This is a genomic window from Paractinoplanes deccanensis (genome assembly GCF_016862115.1).
Lineage (GTDB): Bacteria > Actinomycetota > Actinomycetes > Mycobacteriales > Micromonosporaceae > Actinoplanes > Actinoplanes deccanensis.
On the sequence record NZ_BOMI01000224.1, the window covers coordinates 1 to 4,759 of the forward strand.

The 4,759-nt window shown below is 72.3% G+C and carries 3 protein-coding genes and 1 pseudogene; 3 read left to right on the forward strand and 1 reads right to left on the reverse strand.

What is annotated here, in order from left to right:
• Nucleotides 1-114 precede the first annotated feature (114 nt).
• Nucleotides 115-1,695: a glycoside hydrolase domain-containing protein gene (locus Ade02nite_RS48600; protein ID WP_203778253.1), complete on the reverse strand. Its 1,581-nt coding sequence runs from the start codon at nucleotides 1,693-1,695 to the stop codon at nucleotides 115-117.
• A 132-nt stretch (nucleotides 1,696-1,827) separates the two neighbouring features.
• Between Ade02nite_RS48600 and Ade02nite_RS48605 the strand changes: the two are divergent.
• The 3 genes and pseudogenes from Ade02nite_RS48605 to Ade02nite_RS48615 form a co-directional block, all read left to right on the forward strand.
• Nucleotides 1,828-2,598 (forward strand): annotated as a pseudogene (locus Ade02nite_RS48605) (dolichyl-phosphate beta-glucosyltransferase); the annotation flags it as partial.
• A gap of 68 nt (nucleotides 2,599-2,666) precedes the next feature.
• Entirely contained in the window at nucleotides 2,667-3,326 is a 660-nt protein-coding gene (locus Ade02nite_RS48610; protein WP_203778255.1) for a DedA family protein, read from the forward strand.
• Nucleotides 3,327-3,425: 99 nt separating this feature from the next.
• Nucleotides 3,426-4,241, forward strand: a complete 816-nt coding sequence (locus Ade02nite_RS48615) for a hypothetical protein (RefSeq protein ID WP_203778256.1) — start codon at nucleotides 3,426-3,428, stop codon at nucleotides 4,239-4,241.
• The last annotated feature ends 518 nt before the right edge of the window (nucleotides 4,242-4,759 follow it).

A 4,759-nucleotide genomic window follows, 5' to 3' on the forward strand; every position in this document is an offset into this window, starting at 1 on the left:
TCGCAGCTGGCCGCCGACAGCCTCTAGAGACCCACAGCCTTTCGTGGCCGGCCCGGTTCGGGCCGGCCACGACTGTCTTCCGCGACTGTTCTCCCGCCGCCGGCTCGCGGCCGCTCAGGACACCGCGAGCGAGCCGTATCCGCCGCCGATGCGGACGGCCGGGCGCAGCGTGCTGCCGGCGCCGGGCAACAGCAGCAGGGCGCCGTCGGTCTTGCGCACGGCGGCGAGGTCGGTGAAGCCGTCCCGGTCGAAGTCACCCACGCCGGTCAGATCGCGCAGGTCACCCGCGGCGGCGCCGAGCGGCAGGCGCTTGCCGAAACCGCCCTTGCGCCCCGTGTAGAGATGCAGCTTGCGGTCGGCGGAGAGCCGGACCACGAGGTCGGGCCAGCCGTCCCGGGTGAAATCGCCGGCGCCGGCCAGCTCGGTCTTGTCGCCGAAGCCGGTGGCCAGCTGCCGGGCGCCGCCGAGCTTGGCGCCCGCCTGCCCCGCGTACAGGAAAAGGTTGTTGCCCTTGGAGACCGCGACGATGTCGGGGTAGCCGTCGCCGGTGAGGTCGCCGACCGCGGTGATGTCGCGCAGGACCTGCCAGCCACTGCCGATCTTCTTGCGCGCGCCGAGGCCCGAGCCGGTGCCGGGATAGAGCCAGAGGTCGCCGTTGCCCTGGCGGGCCACGACGTCCTCCCGGCCGTCCCGGTTGAGGTCGATGCGGATCAGCGTGTTCATCGCGGCGAAGCCGCTGCCGATCGTGCGGCGCAGGCCGGCGTCGACGCTCCCGCCGTTGCCCGGGAACAGCGTCACGGCACCGGACGCGGACCGGGCGATGACGTCGGACCAGCCGCTCATGTTGAAGTCGGCCGACCGGGTGCGGGCCGGCGGCGCGAAGTCGGCGATGTTGCTGTCGACGTTGATGGTGACGCCGCCCCACGTCTCCTTGTGGCCGCCGCGATATTGCTTCATGCGCCGATGGCCGGGCCAGGCCGAGGCCGGGATCACCGGGTCGGTCAACGTGACCGCCTGGTCCCAGCGGGCGAAGTCGACGAAGTCGGGACGGGCGTAGCCGGCCGACGCATAGGCCGCGACCTGGTGGGCGACGCCCGAGCTCACGCTGCTGTAGAAGCCGCTGAAGTAGCCGCCCTCGTGCAGGCGCGAGGTCCAGCCGTGCATGAAGGCGAGCACCCCGGCGCGGCAGCCGGCGTCGTTCGTCCGGTACGCCTCCATGTCGTAGATGACCATCGAGTCGCGCGCGAGACCCAGCGCGCTCGCCTTCGCGATGGCGTCCGCCGCGGCGGCCCGGCCCTGCGCGCCGGCCTGGCTGTTGACGATGAGATTGCGGCCGCTGCCGACCGTGGTGCACGAGGCCTGCGGGCCGACATAGAGCGGCAGCAGCTTCCAGCCGGCCTGCACCTGCTCGCGGACCCACGCGGCGGTGAGCTGCGGCTGGGCACATCCGCGGTTGACGCCGCCGATGTAGATGCCGATCGCCTTGTACGGCGACGACGCGCGCCACGCCTTCATCGCCGCGCTGGTGGGCGCGGTGCAGGCGTCGAAGGCGTACCCCTTGAAGGTTCCTGGTTGGACGGTGGCGAACGTCGCCGCGTCGGCCCGGGTGAGGGCGAACGAGGACAGCCCGGCGACCACCGCGGCGATGACGCCGCCCGCCAGCCACTTGCGCGGCGCACGCAACAGAACCTTCACGGCGCAAAAGCCAACCAAGCGCGCGCCGCGGTCGCCAGGTCCGAACGGGTGGACTCTGCGGGCCGGTCATTCACAGAGCCCACACAGGTACGCCATATCCGGCCGAAAGTCGCCGAGCCGATCTTTGGTGCCATGAAGCCAGTGGTCGACATCGTCATCCCCGTCTACAACGAAGCCGCGGACGTCGAGCGCAGTGTGCGCCGGCTGCGCGGATACCTGCTCGCGGTCTCGCCGTTCCCGTTCCGGATCACCATCGCGGACAACGCCAGCACCGACGACACCCCGCTCATCGCCGGGCGGCTCGCGGCGGAGCTGCCGGACGTCGCCGCGGTCCACCTGACGGAGAAGGGGCGGGGACGGGCGCTCAAGCACACGTGGATGCGGTCGGACGCGGACGTGCTCGCGTACATGGACGTCGACCTCTCCACCGACCTCGCCGCGCTGCTGCCCCTGCTCGCGCCGCTGATCTCCGGCCACTCCGACGTGGCGATCGGCTCCCGGCTGCGCCGCGGCTCGCGGGTCGTGCGCGGGCCCAAGCGGGAGATCATCTCGCGCTGCTACAACCTGCTGCTGCGGGCGACCCTGGGCGCGCGCTTCTCCGACGCGCAGTGCGGCTTCAAGGCGATCCGCGCCGACGTCGCGCGCGAGCTGCTGCCGCTCGTGCAGGACACCAACTGGTTCTTCGACACCGAGATGCTCGTGCTGGCCGAGCGCGCCGGGCTGCGCACCCACGAGGTGCCGGTCGACTGGGTGGACGACCCGAACAGCAAGGTCGACATCGTCGCGACGGCCCGCGAGGACCTGCGCGGCATCGCCCGGCTGCGGCGGACCATGCCCACGCTGCCGATCGCCGAGATCAGGCAACGGCTGGGCCGCACGCTGCCGCCGGCCCGCGTCCTCGTCTGAGCGACCCGCGTTCTGGGCCACTCTGTGCGATGCGCCACCGGGAGCCCGGCTACCGTAGATAAGCGATGCCTCCTCAAGCCGACCTTCCGGGATTCCTGCACGGCGTCGCTCCCTATCTCGACCGGTGGGGTTACCTCGCCGTCGCCGGTTCCATCGGAGTCGAGAGCTTCGGGGTGCCCGCGCCCGGGCAGACCATCATGGTGGCCGCGGCCATCTACGCCGGCGCCGGCCGGCTCAACATCTTCGCCGTGGCCGCGATCGCCTTCATCGCGGCCGTGCTGGGCGACAACATCGGCTACTGGATCGGCGTCAAGGGCGGTCGCAAGGCCGCCCTGCGCTGGGGCAGGTACGTCTTCCTCACCCCGGAGCGGCTCGCCCGCGCCGAGGGCTTCTTCGCCCGGCGCGGCGGACGCATCGTCGTCATCGCCCGCTTCATCGACGGCCTGCGCCAGTTCAACGGCGTGATCGCCGGCATCACCGCGATGCCGTGGCGCACGTTCCTGCTCTACAACGCCCTCGGCGCGGCGCTGTGGGTGGGATTCTGGACCACGGTGGCGTACGTCTTCGGCACCCACCTGGTCACCGTCATCGACCACGCGCACCGGTACAAATGGTGGGCGATCGCCCTCGTGGCCGTCGCCCTTGTGTCCTACGTAACGCTTCACGTGCGTCACATTCGTCGCCGCAAAGCTCGCGCGGCCGAGGTTGTCGAGCAATCCTCGTAACCTCGCACACACCTTTACGTCACCCGACGTCCACGCCGTGGCTCGTGATTGCCGCGCCCGACAAGGGGTACGGCCAAAGGTGAGACGGAAGGAGACACCGTGAGCACCAACCAGCTCGACCGCCGCCGCGACAGGTCCGGAGCCGCGCACGAAGCCGCCGAGCGCGCCCGCAAGACCGTCACCGACCTCGACAACCGCCTGCGCACCAACGCCGACCTGACCCAGCGCCAGACGCAGGCCCTCCGCAACGCTGAGGCAGAGGCGCGCCGCCTCAAGCGCTCGCTCAAGACCCAGGCCCGCGACAAGGTGCGCCTGGAGAAGGCTCACAAGAAGGCCGTCGCCAAGGCCGAGAAGGCGGGCCAGCGCGCCGCGGCCCTCGAGGAGAAGTACAGCAAGGCGGTGCTCGCCGACCTCATCAACCGCGAGAAGGCCCGCAACCGCGCCGAGGCCGCTTCTTCGGCCGCGACTTCCGCGCCCGCCGCCGCTTCCACGGCCGCGGCTCCCTCCCCGGCCGCCGCTCCCTCGTCGGCCACCACGCCTTCTTCGGCTACGACGCCTTCTTCGGCGGCCACGCGTTCCTCGGCCACCACGCCTTCTTCGGCGGCCACGCGTTCCTCGGCGCCGGCCAAGGCCACCCGTGCCACCAAGGCCGCCACCCCCGCGGCCGAGGCCGCCGAGATCCCGCCGACGCCGGTCGAGGAGACCCCCGCCGACGAGGGCGCCTCCACCGCGCGCGCGACCGCCGCCCGCACCACCGCCCGCAAGGCCGCGAGCTCGGCGTCCACCCGCACCCCGGCGGCCCGCCGCACCGCCACGCCGCGCAAGGCCGCCACCCCGGAGCCGGAGACCCCGAGCCCGTCCACCACGACGGCCCGCCGCACCGCCGCCCGCAAGACGGCGTCCCGCTCCGCCTGACCCACCGGCGCGGCTGCCGATGGGCAGCCGCGCCCCACCCACGCCGCCTTGCCGCCGGCGGGACGGACCACCTCGCGTTGCCCACGCCGACACCTCCCCTCGCGCGGGCTCCCTCGCGCACCCTCCCCTCGCGCAGCCCTTCCCTCGCAAGCCTCCGCTCGCGCAGCCCTTCCCTCGCGCCGCGACCCCTCTGCCGCACCGCCGCCTTCGTCTCTGGGCCGTCCTTCCCCTCTCCTCGCCTGCCACCCCTTCGGGCGCAACTTCGCTGCATTGGTGCACCTTTTAGGTGGGATTAGTCCGTTTGGGTTTGAGGTTCGCCCGGTTCGACAGCCCGATCTCGCCAGGGCGAAACGCCACACACGACATAATTCGGGCATGCGATCTTGTAAGTTCGGCACTTCCCTGGTCGCCGTCTCGGCGGCTGCCGTCGCCGCCGTCGCCAACCCGCTGCCCGCGCACGCCCCGATCGCCGCGCCACGCCCGGCCGCCGGAGCCATCCCGGCCGCCGGAGCCGTCGC